The sequence below is a fragment of the Nocardiopsis sp. NRRL B-16309 genome (assembly GCF_001279585.1).
Lineage (GTDB): Bacteria > Actinomycetota > Actinomycetes > Streptosporangiales > Streptosporangiaceae > Nocardiopsis.
Genome location: NZ_LGEC01000079.1, coordinates 41,290 through 64,853, shown reverse-complemented (window position 1 = coordinate 64,853; position 23,564 = coordinate 41,290). Strand labels below are relative to the sequence as shown.

The 23,564-nt window shown below is 67.8% G+C and carries 24 protein-coding genes, 1 tRNA gene and 1 pseudogene; 21 read left to right on the top strand and 5 right to left on the bottom strand.

What is annotated here, in order from left to right:
* A partial coding sequence (locus ADL05_RS32465) for a transposase (protein ID WP_156365876.1) occupies positions 1-211 on the bottom strand: 211 nt, incomplete at its 3' end.
* A gap of 99 nt (positions 212-310) precedes the next feature.
* Here ADL05_RS32465 and ADL05_RS16685 point away from each other — a divergent pair.
* From ADL05_RS16685 to ADL05_RS16610, 17 genes and pseudogenes are all read left to right on the top strand, one after another.
* Positions 311-919, top strand: a pseudogene (locus ADL05_RS16685) (site-specific integrase); the annotation flags it as partial.
* A gap of 253 nt (positions 920-1,172) precedes the next feature.
* A tRNA-Lys gene (locus ADL05_RS16680) sits at positions 1,173-1,248 on the top strand.
* Positions 1,249-1,582: 334 nt separating this feature from the next.
* On the top strand, positions 1,583-1,810 hold the full coding sequence (locus ADL05_RS16675; RefSeq protein ID WP_156365875.1) for a hypothetical protein: 228 nt from the start codon (positions 1,583-1,585) through the stop codon (positions 1,808-1,810).
* Between the two features lie 99 nt (positions 1,811-1,909).
* Complete coding sequence (locus tag ADL05_RS32145; RefSeq protein ID WP_255351844.1) at positions 1,910-2,035, top strand: hypothetical protein; 126 nt, start codon at positions 1,910-1,912, stop codon at positions 2,033-2,035.
* A gap of 253 nt (positions 2,036-2,288) precedes the next feature.
* A complete protein-coding gene (locus ADL05_RS31170; RefSeq protein WP_197285828.1) occupies positions 2,289-3,434 on the top strand; it encodes a hypothetical protein in 1,146 nt (381 codons plus the stop codon).
* Positions 3,435-3,526: 92 nt separating this feature from the next.
* Positions 3,527-5,056, top strand: coding sequence for an ABC transporter substrate-binding protein (locus ADL05_RS16665; RefSeq protein ID WP_231640778.1), 1,530 nt, complete (start codon positions 3,527-3,529; stop codon positions 5,054-5,056).
* Between the two features lie 135 nt (positions 5,057-5,191).
* The gene (locus tag ADL05_RS31165; protein WP_053617891.1) at positions 5,192-5,944 is read left to right on the top strand and encodes a hypothetical protein; all 753 of its coding nucleotides are present in this window, start codon (positions 5,192-5,194) and stop codon (positions 5,942-5,944) included.
* Positions 5,941-7,050: a nucleotidyltransferase family protein gene (locus ADL05_RS16655; protein ID WP_053617890.1), complete on the top strand. Its 1,110-nt coding sequence runs from the start codon at positions 5,941-5,943 to the stop codon at positions 7,048-7,050. Before ADL05_RS31165 ends, ADL05_RS16655 begins: the two co-directional genes overlap by 4 nt.
* Positions 7,047-8,015 (top strand): ABC transporter ATP-binding protein, encoded by a 969-nt coding sequence (locus tag ADL05_RS16650; protein ID WP_053617889.1) that lies wholly within the window; start codon positions 7,047-7,049, stop codon positions 8,013-8,015. The genes ADL05_RS16655 and ADL05_RS16650 overlap by 4 nt, the downstream gene beginning before the upstream one ends.
* 73 nt (positions 8,016-8,088) lie before the next feature.
* Complete coding sequence (locus ADL05_RS16645; RefSeq protein WP_197285826.1) at positions 8,089-8,790, top strand: ABC transporter permease; 702 nt, start codon at positions 8,089-8,091, stop codon at positions 8,788-8,790.
* A 25-nt stretch (positions 8,791-8,815) separates the two neighbouring features.
* Positions 8,816-9,616, top strand: coding sequence for an ABC transporter permease (locus ADL05_RS16640; protein WP_053617887.1), 801 nt, complete (start codon positions 8,816-8,818; stop codon positions 9,614-9,616).
* Positions 9,617-9,653: 37 nt separating this feature from the next.
* Positions 9,654-10,574: a phosphoenolpyruvate mutase gene (gene aepX, locus ADL05_RS16635; protein WP_053617886.1), complete on the top strand. Its 921-nt coding sequence runs from the start codon at positions 9,654-9,656 to the stop codon at positions 10,572-10,574.
* Entirely contained in the window at positions 10,571-11,959 is a 1,389-nt protein-coding gene (locus tag ADL05_RS16630; protein WP_231640777.1) for an LLM class flavin-dependent oxidoreductase, read from the top strand. Before aepX ends, ADL05_RS16630 begins: the two co-directional genes overlap by 4 nt.
* Positions 11,960-11,973: 14 nt before the next feature.
* Complete coding sequence (locus ADL05_RS16625; RefSeq protein ID WP_082376480.1) at positions 11,974-13,113, top strand: hypothetical protein; 1,140 nt, start codon at positions 11,974-11,976, stop codon at positions 13,111-13,113.
* Between the two features lies 1 nt (position 13,114).
* Positions 13,115-14,350, top strand: coding sequence for an aconitase/3-isopropylmalate dehydratase large subunit family protein (locus tag ADL05_RS16620; protein ID WP_053617884.1), 1,236 nt, complete (start codon positions 13,115-13,117; stop codon positions 14,348-14,350).
* Positions 14,347-14,862: a hypothetical protein gene (locus tag ADL05_RS16615; RefSeq protein ID WP_197285825.1), complete on the top strand. Its 516-nt coding sequence runs from the start codon at positions 14,347-14,349 to the stop codon at positions 14,860-14,862. Before ADL05_RS16620 ends, ADL05_RS16615 begins: the two co-directional genes overlap by 4 nt.
* Entirely contained in the window at positions 14,859-15,626 is a 768-nt protein-coding gene (locus ADL05_RS16610) for a trans-aconitate 2-methyltransferase (protein WP_053617883.1), read from the top strand. Before ADL05_RS16615 ends, ADL05_RS16610 begins: the two co-directional genes overlap by 4 nt.
* Before the next feature lie 685 nt (positions 15,627-16,311).
* Here ADL05_RS16610 and ADL05_RS30590 read toward each other — a convergent pair.
* Complete coding sequence (locus tag ADL05_RS30590) at positions 16,312-16,581, bottom strand: hypothetical protein (RefSeq protein ID WP_156365874.1); 270 nt, start codon at positions 16,579-16,581, stop codon at positions 16,312-16,314.
* A 1,273-nt stretch (positions 16,582-17,854) separates the two neighbouring features.
* On the opposite strand from ADL05_RS30590, the gene ADL05_RS16605 reads away from it, so the two are divergent.
* Complete coding sequence (locus ADL05_RS16605; RefSeq protein WP_156365873.1) at positions 17,855-18,325, top strand: hypothetical protein; 471 nt, start codon at positions 17,855-17,857, stop codon at positions 18,323-18,325.
* Between the two features lie 202 nt (positions 18,326-18,527).
* Here ADL05_RS16605 and ADL05_RS16600 read toward each other — a convergent pair whose 3' ends face one another.
* From ADL05_RS16600 to ADL05_RS16590, 3 genes are all read right to left on the bottom strand, one after another.
* Positions 18,528-18,728, bottom strand: a complete 201-nt coding sequence (locus ADL05_RS16600; RefSeq protein ID WP_053617881.1) for a ferredoxin — start codon at positions 18,726-18,728, stop codon at positions 18,528-18,530.
* Between the two features lie 34 nt (positions 18,729-18,762).
* On the bottom strand, positions 18,763-19,968 hold the full coding sequence (locus tag ADL05_RS16595) for a cytochrome P450 (protein WP_053617880.1): 1,206 nt from the start codon (positions 19,966-19,968) through the stop codon (positions 18,763-18,765).
* Between the two features lie 130 nt (positions 19,969-20,098).
* Complete coding sequence (locus ADL05_RS16590; RefSeq protein WP_053617879.1) at positions 20,099-21,340, bottom strand: NAD(P)/FAD-dependent oxidoreductase; 1,242 nt, start codon at positions 21,338-21,340, stop codon at positions 20,099-20,101.
* Positions 21,341-21,477: 137 nt separating this feature from the next.
* Here ADL05_RS16590 and ADL05_RS31820 point away from each other — a divergent pair, with 137 nt between their 5' ends.
* From ADL05_RS31820 to ADL05_RS16575, 3 genes are all read left to right on the top strand, one after another.
* Positions 21,478-22,290 (top strand): TetR/AcrR family transcriptional regulator, encoded by an 813-nt coding sequence (locus tag ADL05_RS31820; protein ID WP_231640776.1) that lies wholly within the window; start codon positions 21,478-21,480, stop codon positions 22,288-22,290.
* A 125-nt stretch (positions 22,291-22,415) separates the two neighbouring features.
* Entirely contained in the window at positions 22,416-22,808 is a 393-nt protein-coding gene (locus ADL05_RS16580) for a PPOX class F420-dependent oxidoreductase (protein ID WP_053617877.1), read from the top strand.
* A 125-nt stretch (positions 22,809-22,933) separates the two neighbouring features.
* Positions 22,934-23,539 carry a TetR/AcrR family transcriptional regulator gene (locus tag ADL05_RS16575; protein ID WP_053617876.1) on the top strand — a complete coding sequence of 202 codons (606 nt, stop codon included), beginning with the start codon at positions 22,934-22,936 and terminating at the stop codon, positions 23,537-23,539.
* The last annotated feature ends 25 nt before the right edge of the window (positions 23,540-23,564 follow it).

Genomic DNA, 23,564 nt, shown 5'->3' with positions numbered 1-23,564 from the left:
CGATGCGCTTGTTGGCTGCGGCCAGTTCGCTCTTCTCGGTGCTGGTCAGGCCCGGGGCCAGACCTTGGTCGATACGGTCCTGGCGCCGCCAGGCGTAGATCGTCTCGGTGCTGATGCCCAGATCGCGTGCCACGTCCGCAACGCTGCGCCCGGCATGGACCAAGTCCAAGACCTTACGGCGGAACTCGGCCGGGTATCCACGACGTCCCACGATGCCCTCCTTCAAGGGTCACGTGGTCCTAGGATCCAGAAATCCGACTCCGAAGAACGCAGGACACACCAGAGCCTCCAATAAACCCGGCACGAGACACAGACCATCCGCTTCCTCAAACACGCTCGCAAGTACACGCGCCTGTTTGCCCTGTTCCACCTGATCGCCGTCAAGGGCCTCCGGCGCGGCGAGGCCGTAGGGCTGCCCTGGTCCAACACACGCATGGGGGATGGGGAGATCGACATCCGCACCCAGATCGTCCAGCTCGGATGGGAAACCCACACCTGCACACCCAAGAGCGCGGCCGGGGAACGCACGATCACCCTGGACCAGGACACCGTCCGGGTACTGCGGACCTGGAAGCGACTGCAGAACGAGGCCCGCCTCCAAGCGGGCCCGGACTGGAAGGACACCGGCCTGGTCTTCACCCGCGAAGACGGATCCGCCTGGCACCCCGCCCAGATCACCGACTGGTTCGCCCGGATCACCCGAGCCGCGTGCCTGCCACCGATCGGGCTGCACGGGCTCCGCCACGGGGCCGCCTCGATGAGCCTGGCCGCCGGCGTCGACGTCAAGGTGGTCTCCGCCGAACTCGGCCACGCCACCACCCACTTCACACAGGACACCTACCAGACGGTGTTTCCGGACGTGGCCAAAGCAGCGGCCGAGGCCACCGCCGCCATGCTCAAACCGGCAGCCAAGGCGTAGCCCACCGAGCCCGAGCCCCTGCTGCGATGCCCGGCACGACCAGGACAGCGGCGGGGGCTTCGCTGTGCACCCCACCTGGTGTGCTCGCCCCTCGCTCCGCGGTAGCCAGCAGGGCTCGAAGGCGGGGTTGTCCTGGCCGGTCAACCCGAGGAGTGGAGCGCGTCTCCCTGCCCGAGCCAGCAGCCCGGATCCCGTGCTGCTGCGGTAGAGTAGGCGCGGCGACGGCTGGGATCAGACCTCCGAGTCGCGTCGCGGGCCTCTAGCTCAATTGGCAGAGCAACGGACTTTTAATCCGTGGGTTCAGGGTTCGAGCCCCTGGGGGCCTACCATCGAAATCCCATTCTGAGGTTTTTACGCCCCTTGTGAGGCAGGGCTGTTTCAAAGTCGGGAACGTGAGGCATCAGCGCTGATCACACCCCCGTAGCGATCCGGCCGAAGCCCGCGCCAACTGGTAACAGAGTCCGCTAGAAGATCAGGGACTCTCGCATCTCTGGCTTTCAAGGGGACCCCGTTGCGTTCCCGGTCTGCCGTGCCCTTCGCTGGCCCCGCCCCGAGGGGGCACGCGCCCGCCTCGTCCCAGGCGACCATCCGACGGGTCCTGCTCGCCCCAGCCCGGCCCCGGCCGCCGCCTTGACCAGGCCTGAGGCCCTCCAGGGCGTGGCCGTGAACACTTCCACCGCCCCGGCGGTCCATCTGCTCGCCGCTCTGATCCCGGACCGCCACTTGGCCGCGCAGGTGCGGGTCTCCGCGGGCACCAACGAGATCGACGCCCTGCCCTTCCTGTTGGAGGGGCTGTACCTGGCTGACGTCGTTGTGACCGCCGATGCCCTGCACACCTGGCCGAACCTGCTGCGCATTCGGTCGAAGAGCTGGGCGCCCGCTCCGTGCTGATCGTCAGATGGAGCCGGGGCGGGTCGACGCAACCCGAATCGGCGCTCTGGTGCGGGGCTCTGGAGCATCGAGGCCTGGCACCACGTCAAGGACGTCTCGTTGGGTGAGGACGTTGCAAGGTCCGCTCCGGGCATGGGGCCGGACGACCTGGCCTCGCTGCGTGCCCTCGCCGTGGTGTTCCTGGGGCGTTTGAGCCGGGACACGCTGTCCGACGCGATCCGGTGAATGTCGCAGGAGGCGTTGACTGGCCGCTCGATGCGATCGATCGTCGCTGACCAGAGCGAACGTCACTGCCCACCGAGCATCAGCCAGCCCAGCTTGGTGCTGGGCCGCAGGACAATTCAACATCACGACGGCTGGTGAGGTCGGGGCTCGACGGTGTGTCAAGGCAGATCGAATGGGTCCGGAAGCGGACCCTCATCCTTGCGGCTTCGCGAAGTGTTCTGTTAGAAATTTGAGCAGCGGAGAGGAGAGCCAGATGTTTTCTGACGGAAGCAGTCGGAGTCCCATTGATGCGACTGGAGAAGATATCTACTGGCTCTCCATTCTGGGGACTTGTTTTCGGCTCATGGGTTCTTTTCCTGGTTTCGCAGACTACTCCCATGAGTTCATGAGGGCGTACTCGGAGATGCCCTCCGCGGTGTCGTCGGTCCCGGTCGATGTCCTGGTCGAGCAGAATTCGGGCTCAGCCGCCGAGGACGGACGATCCCGGGCCACCGTGGATGTCCACGCAAGCAAGCACCCGCACTGGTCGTTCGCCGCGGACGTGCTCGTGGAAGAGCCCCGCGCTGTCCGCTGGCAGGGACGTGGGGTGACGGTACGGCACGAGGGCGACCTGTCATGGCGTGTAGGCGTGGACCCCGACAGTGATCCTCGTTTGGTCGGTGAGGCCGTCTTCCACCTGCTTCGATCCATCGCCCTGTACCGCCGGGACACCGCCGCCGGTCCCCTCGTCCACGCGAGCGGTGTCCTCGACCGGCGGGGACGGGCGGTGCTGTTCAGCGGTTCCGTGCTCGCGGGGAAGACCACGCTGCTGACCGAGTCCGTCATCGGCCGTGGGGCCACCCCGCTGACCAACGACCGGGCCCTGATCCGCTTCTTCGGCACCCAGGCAGATGTCCTGACCTGGCCCTCCTACGCGAGTTTCTGTGAAGGAACGATCCTCAACTATCCGGCCCTGGCAGGGGCCGCGGAGGCCTTCGAACACGATGCGAACCCTGTCCGGACGATTTGCCACGACCGCCCGCTCGTCTCTGGGTTCGACAAGGACACCAAGCGCATCTACCCCATGTCCTGGTTCACTGACGCGACGGGAGCTTCCTACGCTGCGTCGGCGCCCCTCGGAACCCTGGTGATCACACGGCTGATCCCGGGTACGGGGCGGTCGGAGCTTCGTGAACTGGACCTGGGGACGGAAGCGGACCGGGGACGCGTCATCGACCTGTTCACCAGGGAGTGCTTCGACCAGGCCGAACCCTCGTTCCTCCCGTGGCACGGGATGTCGCTTCCCCGGTCGCCGTGGACGGCGGACCGTATCGTGTCGAGGCTGGAGACCGCGTGCGTACGTGTTCTGGCTCTCGAAGCGGAACCGGGGGACCTCTCGGTACTGGAGGAGATCCTTTGACCTCCGACCACGGTCACAACCGCGGTCCTGGCCAAGACCACGGTGCGGTTCTGCGCGTGCACTCCTCCTCGGAACCGACCACGCTGAACCCTTTGCGGCACGAGGCGAAGAACCTCGACACCAGTTTGATCAGCACCTGTGTGCTGCACGCGCTCAACTACGTGGACGCCGACGGAACCTACCGTCCGCAACTTCTCGCCCGGCCGCCGAAGGCGGAGGACGGCGGTCTCACGTACGCCTACCGCCTGCGTGCGGACCGCAGCTGGCACGACGGCCGACCGGTGAGCGCGCAGGACGTCGCCTTCACCCACCGGCTCATGATGGACCCGGGCAGCGGGATACCCGAGCGCGACGGTTACGACCTGGTCGAGGGCATCGAGATCGAAAGCGGCACGGAGTTCCGTCTGCGTCTGGCGCGCCCCTATCCGGGTTTCCGCGACCTGTTCACCTCGAGCACCGGGTCGATCATGCCCCGGCACCTGCTGGAGGGCATCGACTTCACCTCCGATTGGGACACCGCGCTCCGTCCGGCCTCCGGGCCCTTCAGGCTCTCCGAATGGCGCCGGGGGGAGTGCGTCCGGCTCCGTCGCAACCCGGGCTACCCGCACGCCGGCTCCGGGATCGACGGCATCGACTTCGTGTTCGACCACGACACGGACTCGCAGGTCGACGACGTCATCGCGGGAAAGGCGGACGCTGCCTTCCCGCCCCCGACCCCGGCGATCATCGACCGGCTCCGGGCCTCCCAGGTGAACTGGAGCTTCGGACCCGGGGAGAAGTGGGAACAGCTCTCCTTTCAACATCGCCACCCGCTCCTGGCCGACCGCGCGCTGCGTTCCGCGATCGCCTGGGGAATCGACCGCGACGCGCTCGCGTCCACCCTTCCCTCCCCCTCCGCCGAAGGGAGGAGCGCCAGGCTCGACAGCCTCGTCCGGCGGCCCCACCACCCGGACTACCGGCCCTCCTTCTCCCGCTACCGGCGTGACGTGGCCCGAGCGCGTCAGATTCTCCGCGACGCGGGGTACCGGCACCTGGCGGGTGCGCTAACGGCGCCGGACGGCACGCCCGTGCGGCTCCGCCTGATGGTGCCCGACACGGACGCGGCCCTATCGCTCAGGGCTGAGCTCATCGCGTCGTGGCTGTCGGAGACCGGTGTCGAGGTGGTCCCCACCCCTGTGGTGATGACCGAGTTCCTGCGGTCACTGCGGGCAGGCGACTTCGAGCTCGCCCAGTTCAGCTACTCGGGCAACCCGGATCCGATCGGCCACAACACCCTCTGGACCCACGACCCGGAGCTTCCGGACCAGGGACGGCCGCAAGGCCAGAACTACGTCAACTACCGAAGCCCGCGGGTCGCGGAACTACTCGGGCGTTCGATGACCGAGACGGACCCGGTCGCCCGCGCCGCGCACTTCGCCGACGCGGACCGGTTGATGGCCGAGGACCTTCCCAGCCTTCCCCTGCTCGTCCACCCGAGTTTCGCGGTCTGGAATCCGCTGCTGAGCGGCCCGGAACCGTACCCCTACCAGGCCGGAGCGTTGTGGAACGTGCACCAGTGGGTGCTCAGGCGCCACGACGACGCGGCCCCTGAACCTGTCCGACCGAGTGGGAGACGGAGGTGATCACGATGGCCGTTGTCGCCAACAAGCCGCGCCTTGAGAAGAAGAAGTAGGCGCAGTTGAGCGCTGGGTGCGGGTGGGGATCCGCCCGCACCCACGCGCCGGGCGCCCCAGACACAGCTGTAGAGGGCGGAGTTCATGGCCTCGGTGGAAACGGGCGAAGTGGTTTCGGGGATCTTCGACGACGATCTGGCGGGTCGACGGTTCGTCCTCGTGGAGAGGATCCCCGAGGACGTGGTGTCGGACCGGGAGCGGCTCCGAACAGCCGTGTCCGAGGCCAGGAGGGAACACAGCGGGGAAGACCTCCCCGTGCTGCTTCGGCGCGACAACGGCGCCACCCCGCCCGGCGAGTGGAAGCCGCACACGACCTATCTCGTACTCGACGGTACACCCGGACACGAACCACCACACGGGATCACCATCGGGGAGCGCCGACCGAAAGGTGGCGGCGCAGACCACGCCCGAGGATGGCTGCTGCAGGCGCTCCGGGCGAACTACGGGGACGGACTCGACCCCGCGGCCGCCTCACGGTGGGTCGACACCCTGTTCGCCCAGGACAGCACTTCATCCTTCATCGCCTTCTCCAGGGACGAGCCGGTGGGTCACCTCACCGTCGAGTACGGAGTACCCGACGCCTGTTCGGAACGGCCCACCACCGAGATCGTCGACGTGTTGATCGACCTCACCGACCGCACGGCCAAGGCCGCCGTGGAGCGCGCGCTCGTGGCGGCCGCCGCACGAGCCGCGGCCGAGCGGAACGAGCCGATCATCGGCAACGTCGTCCACCGGCCGGAGGCACCGGAGGACCCCACGCACAAGATCGTGTCGGTACTCGAATCCCGGGGTTGGTCCATCGCCTACCGCATCTGGCAATCCGGGGAGCGTCAGTGACGAACACGCAGACCGCCGACCTGACCGCGCGGTTCCACGGCCTCCTGGGTACGGAGCCCGACGATCCGTACTGGACGACCCTTCGCCGAGCCGACGGCCTACACCACTCGGTCGGCCACCTCCTGCTGTCGCTGTGGGAGTCGGACCACGACGTCGACCTCAGCCCCGCGGCGGAGGCGGTGCTGCTCCGTCAGCGGGCGCGGACCGAGGTCTACCGGGAGCAGGAACGCCGCCTGCGCGCCGCAGGTGTGCGCTTCCGGGTGGTCAAGGGGCAGAGCATCGGAGATCTGTATCCCGAAGGAATGTTCCGTTCCCAGACGGACATGGATGTCGTCGTCGACTCCCCCGACGGCCTCTGGGCCGCGGCCGAACTCGTCCGGAGCGGGGGAATGGACGACGAGGTCCACCTCACCTTGATCAACGGCGACACGACCGAACTGTACGTGGCACTGGTGCGCGAGGCGGAGGACCCCTTCTACGACAAGCCGCTGTCGGTCGAGGTGTCCACGGCCCTGCACTTCGGGGACCTGGACAGCGTCCCCCTGCGTTCCGGGGTCAGCGACGACCCCGTCGTGGCGAACATCCTCGCGGTGTGCGAGGAGCGGTTCCAGCGCAGGTTCCATCCTCGTGACGCGGTCGACCTCGATGTCCTCTCGCGCGCGCTGGGCCCCGGTCGACTGGGAACCCTGGTGGAACGGGCGGAGGCCCTGCGACTGTTGCCCGAGCTCCGGGAACTGACGGACCTGGCGGCCTCGGTGGGGCTCGCCTCCCCGCTCGACGACCTGGAGAGGCCGACGCCCGCCGACGTTGAGCGGGAACGGGAGCGTCGGCGTGAGGCACGTGGCGAGGCCGCCCCGGAGCTGCTGTTCGGAGTGCGGTTGACGACCGAACCGGTTACGGAGGCTTCCCGGTCACCGCAGCCCCTCGAACTGGAGGGACACCGGGTTCTCCTGTCCCCGCTGGGGGCCTTCCTCCTGGTCACCAAGCACAGTGTCGCCCAGGACCAGGCCGAGGCGGCCCTGGACGCGGTGCGTCGCCGCCTCAGGAGCGCGGGAGACCCCGGGGAACGGGTTTCACACCGAGAGGGGACGGAGAACTCGGCATGACGAGCGATGCGATCGAGATCACCGATCTGTGCCGGACCTTCCCCGTCGGAAGCGGGCGGCGGACCGTCAAGTACGCCTTGGACAACGTGAACCTGTGCGTCGCCCGAGGCAGCGTCCATGGACTCTTGGGTCCGAACGGCGCGGGGAAGTCGACACTCTCCAAAATCCTCGCGACCGTGCTGCTGCCCACATCTGGGACGGCCAAGGTCATGGGCGCCGACGTCGTCACGGAGACGGACCGCGCGCGGGGAGGGCTCGCCCTGGTCCTCGGCGGAGACAGGGGCCTCTACCAACGGCTGACCGCACGCCAGAACCTGGAGTTCTGGGCCACACTCCACGGGATGGGATCGCCACGCCGTGCCCGCAAGGCCATCGACGAAGTGGTCGAGCTGGTCGGTCTCTCCTCGGTGGACCAGACCGTGGAGCGATTCAGCCGCGGTATGAAACAGCGTGTCCACCTGGCCCGCGCGCTGCTGGTGCAGCCGGGGGTGCTGATCCTGGACGAGCCCACCATGGGGATGGACCCCGCCGCGGCGCATGCCTTTCGGCAGATCGTCGTGGACGTCAGCGGCAGCGGGACCACGGTCCTTCTGACCACCCACGACATGCGAGAGGCCGAAGCCGTCTGCGATCGAGTGAGTCTGATCAACGACGGCCGGGTCGCTTTCACCGACACCCCGGCGGAACTGCGGCGCAGGTCGGACGGCGAACAGAGGATCGAGGTCTTCGAGACACCGCCCGACGGTGAGTCCCGCTGCGACGAGCTCAGGGAGATGCCTCGGGTGCTGTCGGTCGAAACCCGGAGAGAGGGTGGATTCCTCGTGACGGTTGACGGCCGGGACGCCGTCAACGGGGTGTTGGCGGCTCTGGTGGGCATGGGCGTCCACGGTTTCTCCGTGGCCCATCCGACTCTGGAGGACGTCTACCTCCGTGCAGTGGGTGGGCGGGGGATGCATGTCGGCTAGCCGTTTCCTCCGCTCGGTCCGTGCGGCGCTGAGACTGGAGGCCATCATCCTCGGCCGGAACCGGCATGAGCTCGTGACCTTCGCGGTCATCCCGTTGCAGACGCTTGGCTTCCTCAGTGTCGTGCGCTTCGCCGGCCGCGCCGACCTGGACATCATCGCCGTGGTCGCCCCCGCGCTCATGGCGTTGTGGGTGAACGCCCTGTACACCGGCGGCGAGGTGGTGCGAAAGGACCGTGACGACCTGCGATTGGAACCGCTGGTGTCGTCGCGGGGGTCGGTCTTCGGCTACCTCGTCGGTCGGGTGGGGGCGGTGACGATCTTCTCTCTCCTGGTCTTCACCGAAGCGCTTCTCGTCGGCTGGCTGGTGTTCGGGGTCTCCCTGGAAATCAGCGCCCTGCACGTCGTCGCCGTCACCCTCGTGACCACGGCGGTCGCCACGACGGCGACGTCGATCCTGTTCTCCGTGGTCTTCGTCAACACGAGGAACCCGCACACCTATCAGAACGCGATGGGTTACCCCTTCTTCCTCCTCGGCGGCGTGCTGGTGCCAGTCACGCTGTACCCGGACTGGATTCAGGCGCTGTGCCGGGCGGTCTACCTGTCGTGGTCGTCCGACCTGTTCCGAGAGGCCTTTGGGGAGGGGCATGCCGACGGTTGGCTGTGGCGCAACGGGGTGATTCTCGGCCTGGCCGCCGTCACGCTCGCGGTCGCGGCCTGGATGCTCATGCGCACCCTGGACAACGCGCGGAGGGAGGGGCGCCTTGCTCTCACCTGAAGCCACCGGTCGGAGACGGCCGAGAGTGTGGGACGTTCTCCGGGCGGGCATCACCGTCGGAGTCGCGGATCTCACCAAGCGTTACACATGGATCACCTGGGGTCTCGGATGGCTGCTCCGAGGCTGTCTGGAAGTCACCTTCTTCGCGCTCATCGGGGTGCTGCTCGGCCGCGCTGACATCGTCACCTTCCTCGTCATCGGGCGCGGGCTCTTCCTGGCCTGTCTGGAAATGCTCCTGGTAGTCCAGACGGTCGCCTGGGAGAGGCAGGCGGGCACACTGCCACTCCTGATGATCTCGCCCAGCCGCGTCTGGCCGGTGTTCGTCGGACGCGCCTGCCAGTGGTTCCCGAGCGCGGTGGTGACGCCGATGATCGTGCTGCTTGTCCTCGGGCCCTTCTTCGGTGTCTCGTTCAGCCTGGCCGGCGCGGTGTTTCTGTTGCCCGCCGTACTCGTGACGGCCCTGGGCTCGTTCGGATTCGCCCTCACCGTCGCCGCGGTGTCCATGCGCTGGCCCGACGCGCGCAACCTGATCTCCAACTTGACGCAGCTAGTGATCGCACTTGGGTGCGGGGTGTTCGTCCCCATCACGTTCTGGCCGACCGTGGTGCAGTACGTCGTCCAAGTGGTGCCTCTGACTCACACCATTCAGGCGGTGCGTGACATCGAGGCGGGTGCGGGGGGCTGGGGACAGTCCGCCGTCGCGGCCGGAACGCCGCTGCTCATGGCCCTCGCGTTGGGCGCGGCGTGGTTCGTGCTCGGTGTGCTGCTGGTTGAGCGGCACGCGGCCACGGGGCGCGCCGACGGAAGCATCGACCTCGATGAGTGACCCCCTTTGAGACCACACGTTGAGAGGACATCCAAGCATGATCATCCGGAGCGCTCCGAACGAGCTGCGCAGAGGTGGCCTTCGCGCGAAGCTTGATCAGGAGGGGTTCGTTCGCCTGATCGAGGCGCACGACCCCCTCTCCGCGGTCGTCGGCGAGCAGACCAGCGTGATGCGCGGGCGCGGTGTGGAGAAGATCGAGTTCGACGGTTTCTGGTCGAGCTCCCTGACGGACTCGGCTCGCCGGGCCCTGCCCGACATCGAGCTGGTCGGCATCCGCAGCCGTCTCGAAAGGATCGCGGAGATCTTCGCGGTGACGGCCAAACCCCTCCTGATGGACGGTGACACCGGGGGCCGGCCCGAACACTTCGAGTTCGCCGTCCGAGACCTGGAACGGGCCGGGGTGTCCGGAGTCGTCATTGAGGACAAGACCGGGCTCAAGCAGAACTCCCTGCTCGGCACCGAGGTATCGCAGACCATCGCCGACATCGACGAGTTCAGCGACAAGATCGCCAGAGGCAGGGCCGCCAGGTCCGGCGACGACTTCATGATCGTGGCCCGGCTGGAAAGCCTGATCCTCGAACTGGGGATGGACGACGCGCTGAAGCGAGCCAGCGCCTATGTCGACTCGGGCTGCGACGCCATCATGATCCACAGCCGCAGAAAGGTGCCCGACGAGGTACTCGAGTTCGCGCACCGGTTCCGGAAGAGCTTCCCCGCCGTGCCGCTGGTCTCGGTTCCCACAAGCTACAACTCGATCAACGCCGAGCAGTTGCGGGAGGCAGGGTTCAACGTCGTCATCTACGCCAACCACATGCTGAGAGCGTCGATGAAGGCGATGTCCAGCGTCGCCGAGAGCATCCTCGTCCATGACCGGACCCTCGAGGCCGAACCGTACTGCTCGGACGTCAAGGACCTGCTGAACATCGAAGTGGAGACCCCGCGGACGGCGGCGCTGTGAACGGCGGCATCGCGAACGGGGCCGCTCCCAGGGGGATGGTGCTGGGGGCCTACCTCTCCTACGCCGCGGGACACCACGCCGCCGCCTGGCGCCACCCCCGGGCCATCGCCGACGGCGCATCCGACATCGACCACTTCGTCCGACTCGCGGCGACGGCCGAAAGAGGGCTCTTCGACTTCGTCTTCCTCGCGGATACGCCTTCGGTGTTCAACGACGACAGCCAGGGCCACGGAGGGCGGGTCGTCAGCCTCGAACCGTTCACGCTGCTGTCCGCGCTGGCCATGGTGACGCGGGACATCGGGCTCATCGCCACCGCCTCGACCACCTACACCGAGCCCTACAACACCGCTCGCCAGCTCGCCACGATGGACCACCTCAGCAGAGGGCGTGCGGGGTGGAACCTGGTGACCTCGTCCAAGGTTGCGGCGGCGCGCAACTTCGGTCTCGATGAGCACCCCGATCACGCGGCCCGCTACGAGCGGGCCAACGAGTACCTCGACGCGGTCACCGCCCTGTGGGACAGCTGGGAGGACGACGCCCTTGTCCGCGACAAGGGGTCCGGGATCTACTACGACCCGGACAAACGCCACGCCCCCCGGTTCCTGGGGCGACACATCCGGGTGGAGGGCGAGCTGAACGTCGCGCGCCCTCCCCAGGGGCATCCCGTGATCGTCCAGGCCGGTTCCTCCGAACCCGGGCTCGACCTCGCCGCACGGGGCGCGGACCTCGTGTTCACCGCGCAGTCCCGGATGCCCGACGCCGTCGCGTTCGCCAGCGGGCTCCGGGCAAGGACTGAACGTGTGAGACCGCATGCCCGTCCGCCGCTCATCCTGCCTGGCATCTCGCCCTACACGGCCGCGACCAGGAAGGAAGCGCTGGAACGCTACCGGTCACTCGAATCGCTGATCCACCCCAGCCATGGGGTCGGCATGCTCGGCGACATGCTCGGGGGACTCGATCTGAGCGGGTACGACATCGACGGTCCGCTGCCCGAGCTGCCGCGGTCGAACGGCAATCAGAGCCGACGCCGCCTCATCGAGGCCATGGCCAGGGACGAAGGGCTGTCGATCCGGGAGCTGTACCTGAGGCTCACGGTGTCACGCGGTCACCTCACCGTGATCGGCGACTACGACGAGGTCGCCGACGCCATGACCGAGTGGTTCCGCTCGGGCGCCGCGGACGGGTTCAACGTGATGCCCCCGGTACTGCCGGGCGACCTCGACGACTTCGTCGACCACGTCCTACCGCGTCTGCGGGAGCGCGGTGTGTTCAAGGAACGCTACGAACCGGGAACCTTGCGGCGCAAGCTCGGGCTCCCCCGCCCGGTCGCGGCTCACAGGGGCCGCGACCAGTCAATGATCACCGTTCCGGCCGAAGCCGGATGAACGAGGAGTACAGCATGCGAGACGACATTGTCCTTGAGGACACCACGCTCCGCGATGGTGAGCAGGCCCCCGGTGTGGCCTTTTCGGAGGACACCAAGGTCCAGATCTTCGACGCCCTGGTCGACAGCGGTGTGAAGTGGATCGAGGCGGGGATCCCCGCGATGGGTGGGCAGGACGTCGCCGCCATCAAGCGGATGCTCGAACGCCGTGACGAGGTCAACCTGATCGGTTGGAACCGAGGCGTTCTTGACGACGTGAAGTACACGGTCTCCCTCGGTTTCAAGGCGGTCCACATCGGTCTGCCCACATCCAACGTGCACCTCAAGAACAGTGTGCGCAAGGACCGCACTTGGCTGTTGGCCACGGCCAAGGACATGGTGAAGTACGCCAAGGACCAGGGGTGCTTCGTCTCCATCAGCGCCGAGGACATCGGGCGTACCGAGATCGGCTTCCTCCAGGAGTACGCCGCCGCGGTGCACGAAGCTGGCGCGGACCGCCTGCGGCTGTCCGACACCATCGGGATCCTCGACCCGGCGGGCTACGCTGAGCGCGTCCGCGCAGTGGTGGAAACCTCGGACATCGACCCCCAGATGCACTGCCACAACGATTTCGGCCTCGCGGTCGCCAACACGCTCGCGGGTCTGGCGGCCGGCGGACGCTACTTCCACGTCACGGTGAACTCGGTGGGCGAGCGGGCGGGCATGCCTGACTTCGCACAGATGGTCCTTGCCCTCAAGCAGTTCCACGGGGTCGACCTCGGGGTCGACCTGACCAAGCTCAAGGAGGTCTCCCGAATCGTCGCAGAGGCCTGCAACCAAGACGTCGCACCGTGGCAGCCGGTGGTCGGGGCCAACGTCTTTGCCCACGAGTCCGGTATCCACACCAACGGGATGCTTCGGGACTCCAGTACCTTCGAGCCCTTCCCTCCGGAACTAGTGGGTGGCGAGCGTCTGCTGGTCGTGGGCAAGCACTCCGGCCGCGCGATGATCCGGCACCTGCTGGAGGAGGAGGGCATCAGCGTCGACGACTCCCTGATCGACGAGTGCCTGGTGGAGGTCCGAGAGCTGGCGATCCGGAACCGGAGCACGGTGAGCACCCCGGATCTGGTCGACCTGTACAAGAGGATCTCCGCCTCGGCGAGTGTCGGGGTCTGACATGGCACGACACGCCTTCCCCCTCGTCAACCGAATCATCGCCGAGCATGCCGGACGCGAGTCCGTCGAGACGGGAGAGCTGTTGTTCGCCGACGTGGACAGGGTCTACGTCCAGGACGGGAACTCACCGACGATCGCGAGGCTGTACCGCGAGCACGGCCTTGACTCGGTCTTCGACCCCGACCGGGTGGCCTTCGTCTTCGACCACTCGGTCCTGGTCCCCAACCGGGACATGGCCGACCGGATCGGTGAGGCCGAGCGTTTCGCCCGCAACCTCGGCGTTCGTGTCTACGGGCGGGGCGCTGGCATCAGCCACCTGGTCGCGATGGAGGAGGGCTGGTTCGTCCCGGGTGACCTGGTGCTCGGTTCCGACAGCCACACCTGCGTGGGTGGGGCCCGGCAGTCCCTGGCCCTCGGGATGGGGGCGACGGACATCGCGGCGGCGATGGCGACCGGACGCACCTGGCTGAAGGTGCCAGAGACGGTGTGGCTGAGGGTCAGCGGAACACCGCATCCGGCCCTGCGCCCCAAGGACGTCCTGTTGGAGGTCCTGCGACGTTTCGGCAGCGAGACGTTCCTGTACCGGTCGGTGCAGTGGACCGGTTCCTGGGCCGAGTCGTTGAGCGAGGATTCCGCCGGCTCCGTCGCGAGCATGGGTGTGGAGATGGGGGCCAAGTGCGTCTTCCTCCCGCCTCGCCCGAGATCGAGCGAGGGTCTTCGGTCGACCGAGGCGGGGACCGACGACCTCGTGTACGACCTGGATGTCTCGGAGCTGATGCCGATGGTGGCATTGCCCCATTCACCGAGTGACACGGTCCCGGTCGACCGGTTGGCGGGCAAACGGGTGGACTACGTGTTCATCGGCACCTGCACCAACGGCCGGTTGGAGGACATCGCCGAAGCGGCCAGGGTGGTTCGGGGGCGTGAGATCGACCCGACGGTCCACTTCGTGGTGACACCCGGGTCGCGCGACACGTATCTCGACGCGGTCGCCGCCGGTCACGTCGACACGCTTGTCCGCGCGGGAGCACTGGTCACTCCGCCGGGTTGCGGGGCGTGCGTGGGCACACAGGGTTCGGTCCCCGAGACCGGGAGCACTGTGCTGACGACGATGAACCGGAACTTCAAGGGCCGAATGGGTAACGGCGGCGCCGACATCTATCTGTCGTCACCGCTGGTCGCGGCCTCCGCCGCACTGGTGGGGCACTTCCCCGACGGAGAGGAACTCCGGCTGTGACCACGTCTCACAGGGTGATGAACGTCCACGGTGTGATTTCCACTGATGACATCATCCCCGCCCGGTACAAACACATGTACACAAAACCCGAGGAACTCGCGCCGCACGTCTTCGAGCACCGGTTTCCGGGGATGGCGGGCGAGTTCCGTCAGGGTGACACCCTGGTCTCGGACTCGATCACCGGTATCGGTAGTTCACGTGAACAGGCCGTTTCCGCGTTGCTGGGCTGCGGGGTTACGGTGGTCATCGCGCCGAAGTTCGGGCGTATCTTCTACCGGAACTGCTGGAACCTGGGCCTCCCCGCCCTGGAGATGGACACACGGGAATTGGGAGCGGCGGAGAAACTCGAGGTCTCGCTGGAAGCCGGCGTCGTGAGCACCGGTTCGATCGAACTCGCGTTCACCCCCGTACCGCAGCTCATGGTCGACATGGTGCGGGCGGGCGGGATGCTCTCCTTCGTTCTCGCCGGGGGAGGACCGGTATCAGCTGCCAACAAAGGAATGCGAGCGTGAGCGTGCGGCAGAAGTTCGATGGTCTGTCCGATGACTACGACCTGCACCGGCCCCGGTACCCCGACGAGTTCTTCGCGACCATCGCGGAGGAGCTCACGTCGTTCGCGGAGGTGACGGTGGTCGACACCGGTGCGGGAACCGGGATCGCCCTGGAGGGGTTGGTGCCAGCGCTGGGCGGGTCCACTCGCTATCTCGCGGTGGACGTGTCCCAGGACATGGTCGACAGGGGGCGGAGGAAGTTCCCGGGCGTCGAGTGGACGGTCGGTGCGGCGGAGGAGTACCTGGAAGGGCTGACCCAGCGGGTGCAGCTCGTGGTGGCGGCCCAGGCCTACCAGTGGATGGACCGGAAGCGCTATGTGGCCGCAGCCCTCGCAGCGCTGGCACCGGGCGGTCTGTTGGCGATCATGCAGAACAACCGGGACCACACCTCCAGCGCGTTCCTCGACGCTTACGAGTCCCTGTTGGAAGTGCACAGTCCGGGTTACGGTCGCGGGTACCGCGACTTCGACATCAGGGCGGAGGTCGCGGCCGACTTCGAGCCTGCCGGTGGTCGGGTAGACACCCGTGTCGCGCGCTGGATCCGTTCGGTGCGGGTGGAGGACTTCGTCCGCATGTCCTCCTCCTCGACCCAGGTTCAGCGGGCTATCGCCAAGGAGGGCGAAGGCTTCCTCGACCTTGTTCGTGGTCTGTGCGAGGAGCACGCGCGGGACGGGTCGCTGGACGTCGCCTACACCTCGGAACTCTTTCTCGGAGTCCGTGGCTGATTCAGGGCACCGGTGCCGCGCCCGCTCCGACAAAGGCGGGCGCGTCTCCGGTCCATCCTCTACCGGATGGCTTCGGCCCTCTGCGGCACCCTGGGGAGAGGAGACCAACCTGGCAGGGGAAGTTATTCGCGACCTTGCGCTTCTCCAGCTCCGCGAGGCGGTGTGGAAGGGGGCCGATGGCCTCGCTTCGGCGTCTACATGCCGCAGGAGCCCTGCCTCCCCAGGTCGGCCTTGCGATCGTCTGCGACGATTACTCCCCGTACTTGAGTACGAAGAAGTGCTGGCGACTGTGCACGTGGGCGGCCAGCCCGCGTAGTCCGGGTATCGCTACGGCGCGTGCAGCACCGACCACAGGTCCTGGTAGGGGTGTTGTCACACACCGGCCTGACCCTCACCGAGACAACCGATAACACGGATGAAGTCTCAGTACTGGCCCCAGGGGCAACGGGGCCGGCACAACTCCTACCCGGTCGAACACGAGGGCGATCTCGGGGTTCTTCATGAGCGGGCACCCGTGCCGGTGCTGTTCACGGTCGCCAACGCGACCGCCATGCCGATGCCCGGCGCCTACTTTCCGTCGTCGACAGGGCGAGCGTTGCTTGAAACGGCACTCATTCCTGCCAGGTTCTCCTGAGAGCTGCTCCGTCTGCTTCCGATTCCGTTCGCCTGCTGAGGTGGGTCGACCTCAGAAACCCTCGGGCCGTCGTTGCGCCGCGATGATCGCGCTCTTCTCCGCTTTTGATTCCGTGCGGGTTGGTATGGATCGTCGGACGAGGTCAGATACGTTTGCGGGAAGCGCCTTCGGGTCGAGTTGGCCGCTCAGGGCTGCAAGGATAATCGCCTGGTTCTTGGTTTCGGTGCCGAATTTCTCCTGGATATTGTTCAGATGTCGGCGTAGCTGGCGATCCGTAATACCAAGCCATTCAGCGGCGGTTTTTTGGTCGGGGGCCGCCACGAGGTGAGAGATTATTCTGCGCTGCCTGTAATTCAGAGACGGGACTACATATTCGCCTTTGACTGAATTCAATGATATCCCCCGGCGCTGTTGATTCAACGTGCAATGATCTTCGATCGGGAGCCATGTTACATCGATTGATTCGGTGAACTCTGGAGCTTGTTCGGAGTGTAGTCACGCGCTTTTCATCAGTGCTGGTCACGTGAAGTAAACCTCCGGGTGGCGTCCGCTTCGGGTCACTTTGAATAACTCTGAGTAACGATCTGTTGCTCTCCAGGCGGCCTCGGCGTCCAGCGGGTCGGGTTCCGCGAGCGCTCTGGGGATGCGGATGGATGCGATGAGGTGCGGGGCGGTTCAGGTCGGGCTGGGGTCTGCCGGTGAGTGGAGCGCATTTTCGCAAGGTGCTCGGCGACCTCGAGGCGCGGATGAGGCTGACGAGCGCACATGGAGCGAAACCAAGGTGGAATGGGCGCCCGATTTGCGCAGTGCATCCGTCCTGAACTGCGGGTTTGTTGCGGGTAAGCGGTGTGATCACGCTTATCAAAAGTCCGCTGCTCTGCCAATTGAGCTAAGGCCCCGTGGCGGGCCCCAGGTGGCCTGGGGTCGGATCGCCAAGGCCCGAGTCTACCGGATACCACAGTAGGTACAGAGCAGGGGATTGGTCCGCGAAGGAGCGTTCTGGGTCGGGTTTCGATGGCGTCGTCGGGAGGGGATTGCGGGGAGTCGGTGGGACCGTGGCGGCGGGCGCGAACCCCCGCGCCAGCGTCGGTCGCGCCGTTCCCCGGTCAGCGCCGGCCAGATCTTCAACGGTGGTCCTGTCCACGGCCCGCAGCGCCGAGTCCACATGCTCTCGCCAACCTCGCGGATGTGCTGCTTTCAGCCACCGGAGCGTCCCCGCGCCCGCCAACGCACCCGGCGATCGCCCGGCCCCGGAAGCGGTGACACAGGAGTACGGGCCTGTGGAATTGCTGGTCTACCCCGCCTTGGATGGGACGATTCCGGTACCGCGTCCTACTCCTACGACGCGGACGACCCACCAGCGCAGCGGCATCGCACGTATTGCCACGTCCGCAGGGCGGGTCACCGTCAAGATCATCAGACCAGGGGTGGCGAGGTCCGGCCCTGCGCCGCTGTTCACCCACGCGCTCTTGCCAGGAGTCCCCTCAACGCCAGGTGCGCTCCCTTGAGAGGCCGGGTACGCAGGACGTCGGACAGTCGCTGGCCCGCGCCGGGGGACGGTCTCTTCGCCATGGTGGGATGCCATCATGACCAGGTGACCGCACTGCTCTGGGATGACGTCGTGGACCTGTTCGACCCCGAGCGCATGGGCTCACTCCCGGACCTGTGCGTCCCCGACGCCTCGGTGCGCGACTGGCAGAGCTTATTGGAGCTGGTCATCGAACGTGGGTGGACTCACCGGTACACCGACGACGGTGTCGTCGTGCCCTTACCCCCAGCGCACACCGTGTTGGCGAGATCTCCGTTCTCGGAGCTGCGGGTATGGCCGAGTGAGGGTGTGCTCGCGATCTTCCGTTTCTACTCACCGGATGAGATCGACTTCGACATGGACCTGCGCGAACTCCAGGGCCAAGGACGTCTGGACATCTTCTGCCACTTCGTCACGGCCATCGGGCGTCGCCTGGGCAAACCCGTCCTGATGCACCGTGAGGGCACCCGCAGTCCCTCGGTTCTCGGATTCGACGTCCGTGCGGATCGGGTGGTCCGCATGATCGAACCGATGTGACGTCGCGGCCGTTCGAGCTCAGGCAGGCCTTCCCTCGGGTTCCAGTTTCCGTCATCTCTTGCGATGCCCAAGGTGCGTAAGTGGCGTCGACCGTCCATCACAGCGCTGTGAGTGTGCCCCCGGATCTCCCAGGAGGTTCGTAGCGGCGCGGACTTCCCCGGCGGGCCCTGCTCCACCCTTCCGGGCGGAGCAGGGAGCCTCCTCAGGCTTCCTCGGTGACCTCGATGGCGGCGGCCGGGCAGACCGCGGCCGACTCGCGGACCAGCGCGTGCTGGTCCGGCCCGGGCGCGGAGTCCAGCAGGACGACGATCCCGTCGTCGTCGCGCTGGTCGAACACCTCCGGCGCGATCAGCACGCACTGCCCAGCGCCGCAGCACTTGTCCTCGTCCACGGTGACCTTCATACGTCTCCCTCTTACTCTTCTCGGCCGGACCCGCTCACCAGCGGACGGGCACCTCGCGCAGACCGCCGACGACCAGGCCGTCCACGCGCTCCAGCTCCTCGGATGGCACGGCGAGCTCCAGGGTGGGCAGTCGGCGCAGCAGGACCGTCAGGACGACCTGGAGTTCGGTGCGCGCCAGGGCCTGGCCCAGGCAGGAGTGGGCCCCCGCACCGAAGGCCAGGTGCGGGTTGGGGCTGCGCGTCAGGTCCATCTCACCGGCGCCCTCGAAGACGGACTCGTCGCGGTTGGCCGCGCCCATGCTGCACATCACGGTGGTGCCGCGCGGGATCACCTCGCCGGAGGCCTCGCCGTCCTCGGGCAGGTAGCGGGGCAGCCCGATGCCCGAGTTGGCGTCGAAGCGCAGCGACTCCTCCACGGCCGTGCGGACCAGCGACGGGTCGGCCAGCAGGGCCTCCCACCGGGTGCGGTCGGCCAGGAGCATGCAGACCATCTTCCCGATCATGTTCGCGGTGGTCTCGTGCCCGGCGACCAGCAGGCCGATCCCGGTTCCCAGGAGCTCCTGGTCGGTGAGCCCCCCGTCGGTGCCGGTCTCCTTGATCAGCTCGCTGAGCAGGTCCTCGCCCGGGTCGGCGCGCTTGGCCGTGATGTGCGCCGACATGTACTCGACGAACGCCCCCATCGCCTCGGCGTTCTCGCCCTGCGAGTAGCGCGTGAGGTTGAGCAGGGCGTCGGACCAGTAGGAGAAGCGCTCCCGGTCCTCGGCCGGCACACCGAGGATGTCGCAGATGACGTACACCGGCAGCGGGAAGCCCAGGCCCGCCTTGAGGTCGCTGGGCTGGCCGCCCTCGATCATCGCGTCGATGAGCTCGTTCGCGATGGCCTCCATCGACGGACGCAGCGCGGACATCCGCTTGGCCGTGAACCACTTGCCGACCAGCCGCCGCCACCGCAGGTGGCCCTCGCCGCTGTCGGGGACCATCGACGACATCTCGCTGTTGAACACGCTGCCCTCGGCCGACAGCCGGGCCGCGTCCTCGGCGTCGAGCCTGCGGGTGAAGCGGGGGTCGGACAGGACCCGCTTGACGTCCTCGTAGCGGGTGACGAGCCGGCCCTCGTCGCCGGTCGGGAACCTCATCCTGGCCACCGGGCACTTCTCTCGCAGGTCCGCCCACTCCGCGGGCGGTTCCAACGCCTCGTCGCTCCGCAGGGGGAAGTCGAGGACCTGGTCGTTCTCACTCATGGGGCTCTCCTCTGAACATGGTGTCGTCCGTCGTGGGTGTCGTCCGGCGTCGGGGTGCCAGGCGTGGGTGTCGGCGGGGGTCGGGGCCGTCTCCGTCGCCGCTCCGGGGCGCCCCGTCGCCACCCTGGGATCACCGCACGGAGGGTTGTGGCGGCCGGCGCGCGTCCGGCGGGGCGAGGTGCTCCTGGCGCAGCAGACGGGCCTGCTTGGGCATGTTCCAGCCGAGGACGCCGGTGACCCGGCCGCCCTCGGTGTACACGGCGACGAACCGGCGGTCGGCCGGGTCGCCCTCGGCGATCGAGACCTGCGCCCCGGGCGACGGCATGCCGTGGGCCTGGATCCTCGCGTCGTACTGGTCGGTCCAGAAGTAGGGGACGGGCGTGAAGGGGCGGTCGGCGCCGAGGATCGCGGCCGCCACGGCCTGGGCCTGCTCGACGGCGTTCGTGCGGTTCTCCAGGCGCAGTCGCCGGCCGAGCCCCTCGTGGAACCACGACGCGGCGTCGCCGACCGCGTAGATCCCGGGGGCGGCGCGGCACCGTGCATCGGTCTCCACACCGTCGCCGAGCGGGAGCCCGCTGCCCTCCAGCCAGGCGGTCGCGGGACGCGACCCGACGGCGGCCACGACCACGTCCGCCGACAGGACCTCGCCGCCGGTCAGGCGCACCCCGCTCACCCTGCCGCCGTCGCCGACCACGGACTCGACCGCCGTGCCGAGCCGCAGCCGCACCCCGCGCTCGGTGTGCAGGTCGGTGAGGACGCCGCCGACGGTGCCGCCCAGCTGGTCGGCCAGGAGCGTGTGACCGAGTCCCACGAGCGTGACGTCCAGACCGAGCCCGCGGGCGGTGGCGGCGATCTCCGCGCCGAGGACCCCCTCGCCGACGACGACCACCCGTGCGGCGGTGACCAGGTCGCGGCGCAGGGCCAGCGCGTGGTCAAGGCCGCGCAGGACGTGGGCGCCGGCGAGGCCGTCCTGGCCGGGCAGGACCACGGGCGCCAGGCCGGTGGCCAGGACGAGGACGTCGTCCTCCAGTGACCGGCCGGTGTCCGTGGTGACGGACCGGTTCCGGAGGTCGAGGGACACGGCGCGCTCGCCGAGCAGGAGTTCGGCGTTCAGCGCGGCCAGCTGGTCGGGGCCGCGCAGCCGAGCCCGCGACGGCTCCCACGCCCCGGACAGGACCTGCTTGGACAGCGGCGGCCGGTCGTAGGGAAGCCGGTCCTCGGCGTCGAGCAGCCGCAGCCGTCCCTGGTAGCCGCGTCGGCGGAGGGCCTCCGCGGTCGACAGCCCGGCGGCCGACGCTCCGACGATCGTGACGCCCGACGGCGGGCCGGGCCGCGTGCCCGCGTCGTCGTCCTGCTGGGGGCCTGCCCTCATCACACGTCCTCACTGCCGGGAGGCGCCGGAACCCGCTGCCGTGGCGCCCGCGTCACGTTAACCTACATCTGTAGGTTTTCCTACAAGAGTAGGTTAACCTGCATATGTAGGGATGGCATAAGCTGAGGAACGTGGTGGTGACGAGAGCAGACCGGGGCCAGCCCGTTGACCGGCGTGTTCGACGTACGCAGGCGGCACTACAGGGCGCGCTGACCGAACTCATCAAGGACCAGGACCTGTCCCGGGTGAGCGTCGCCGACGTCGTGAAGCAGGCTGGTGTGAGCCGCTCGACGTTCTACGACCACTACCGCGACGTGCACGAACTCTCCGAGGCCGCGTGTACGGCGGTGATCGACGAGGTGGTCGGCGCGATCCCGAGGCCCGATCCCGGCAACGCGCCGACCCAACTCCGACTCTTCTTCGCCAGCCTCGCCGAACACGCCGGTCTGTTCCGCGCCGTGCTGGGACCCCAGGGCAGCGCGCGCGTCATCGACCACCTCCGCCGCCGGACGACGGACGCCTGCCACACGGCCATGGCCGACTTCCTGGGCGGCCTCGGGTCCGCCTCTGGTTCCGGAGCCGTTCCCGATCCCGGCCCGGACTCTGACAGCGGATCCGGTTCCGGCACTGGCCCCGGCCCCAGCCCTGACACCGGAACGAGTTCCGGCTCTGGCCCCGCTTCTGACCCCACCCCTGGCTCTGGCCCCACCCCCACCCCCGCTGCCGACCGGAGCGCGGACCGGGCGGGCGCGCCGTACGACCTCGCGGCGGCGTTCATCGCGGGCGCGCTCATCTCCACCGCCACCGACTGGCTCCAGAACGACTGCCCGCGCACGCCCGACGAGATGGCGGCGCTCACCTGGCCGCTGCTCACGGCCCTCTACCCCGACGTCCGGTCGATGGCGGCGGAACCGGGTCCCGAGCAGGTCCGGACGCCGCTCTGGCGGTGACCGGCCGGCCGGTGGTGGGATGGGATGTGGGGCCGATGCCCGAGCCGGCAGGGCGAGCCGCCTTGGCGCCGACCGACGGGCTTGGTCTACTCGATGCGACCGACAGCGACGTTGTGGAGGAAGCCATGGCAGTGGTACCCGAGGACCGGCAGGACATCCTCACCAAGCCCTCGTACGGACACGTGGCCACGCTCGGCCCCAAGGGCGAGCCGCAGGTGAACCCCGTGTGGATCGACTGGGACGGGGAGTTCCTGCGGTTCAGCCAGACCAAGACCCGGCAGAAGGTGCGCAACCTGGGCAGGGACGCGCGGATCTCGGTCTCGGTGCAGGACCCCGAGAACCCCTACCGGTACGTGGAGGTGCGCGGGCGGGTGGACCGGATCGAGGACGACCCGGACAACGCCTTCATCAACGCGATGGCCAAGAAGTACCTCAACGAGGACGTCTACCCCTGGCACCAGCCGGGCGACGAGCGGGTGGTCGTGTACGTCCGCCCCGAGCACTCGACGAAGATGTAGACAGCGCGGCTTCGACGAACGGCTCCGCCCTCGGGCGGGGCCGTTCTCTTGCGCCGAGTGAAATAATTCATCTTGAGAAAGCTTGCAGAGCATGCAACAATCGTCGGTGTACGGGGGAGGAACGCATGGGGCTGCGTGAACGGAAGAAGACGGCCACACGCCGTGCCCTCCAGGAGGCGGCACTGGAGCTCTTCCTGGAGCGCGGCCTGGAGAACGTGACCGTGGAGGAGATCGCGGCCGAGGCCGACGTCTCCGCGCGGACGTTCTTCAACTACTTCGCCTCGAAGGAAGAGGCGGTCCTGGGCGACCTCCCCGTGCGCCCCGACGAACCGGTACGGCAGGAGTTCGCCTCCGGCGGCCCCTCCGGCGACTTCGTCGAGGACCTCATCACCATGCTGACATCGTTCCTGGTCAACACCGAAGACCTCGTCTCGCACCGGCGCAGGATGCGGATGCGCAAAGAACTCATGGAACGCGAGCCCCAGCTCGCCCGCGGCTTCTTCGGGCGCTTCCACACAGTGGAACTCGAAGTGGCCGCGGTCATCGCCGAACGGTGGGGCGACCCGCCGGAGGAGAACCGCTCGTTCGTGGTCGCCGCCGCGGCCATGGCGGTGATGCGACAGACCATGAAGCGCCTCCACTTCGAGGAGGGCGAGCAGGTCGCGGACGTCCGCGCGAAGCTCCGCGAAGCCTTCCAGAACCTCGGTGAGGCCTTCGGCCCCGTCCGTTGACCCGGAACGCCTCCCGAAGGCGAAC